This is a genomic window from Streptomyces calidiresistens (assembly GCF_014141525.1).
In the GTDB taxonomy this organism is placed as follows: Bacteria; Actinomycetota; Actinomycetes; order Streptomycetales; family Streptomycetaceae; genus Streptomyces; species Streptomyces calidiresistens.
Map to the genome: position 1 here is coordinate 1 of NZ_VKHS01001517.1, position 522 is coordinate 522.

At 79.7% G+C, this 522-nt stretch carries 1 protein-coding gene; it reads right to left on the bottom strand.

Features of this window, described 5'->3' with window-relative positions; translation table 11 throughout:
- Positions 1-507, bottom strand: a 507-nt coding sequence (locus FOE67_RS28095) for a TerD family protein (RefSeq protein ID WP_323385654.1), incomplete at its 3' end; no start/stop codon positions are given.
- Positions 508-522 lie beyond the last annotated feature (15 nt).

A 522-nucleotide genomic window follows, 5' to 3' on the forward strand; every position in this document is an offset into this window, starting at 1 on the left:
GTACGGGTGCGGGGACGGCCCGGGGCCCGTCGGTCCGCCACCACCCGGGGGACCCGGGGGAGGTGACGGCGGGGGCGAACCCATCGGCGTGGGCGAGGGCCCGGGCTCCGCCGGGCGGACCGGCCCGCCGGGGGGCGCGGCCGGCCGGTCGGTGCGGGGTGCGCCGGCCCGGGCACCCGCCGGCGCGGCACCCCGCTCCCCGGGCTCGTCGGCGACGTCGATCCCGTAGTCGCGGGCCAGCCCGGCGAGACCGGTGTCGTAGCCCTGCCCGATCGCCCGGAATCTCCACCCCCCGTCGCGCCGGTAGAGTTCACCGCCGATCATGGCGGTCTCGGTCGTGGCGCTGGTCATCGCGAAGCGCGCCGCCTCGCTGCCGTCGGTCGGGTCGAGCAGCCGCAGGCGCAGGTCGGGCACGGAGGCGAAGGTGCCGCCGTCCACCGACGCGCACACCACCACCCGCTCCACCCCCGGCTCCAGGCGCGCGGTGTCCACCTGCACGGACTCCACGCGGACGCCCCGGCC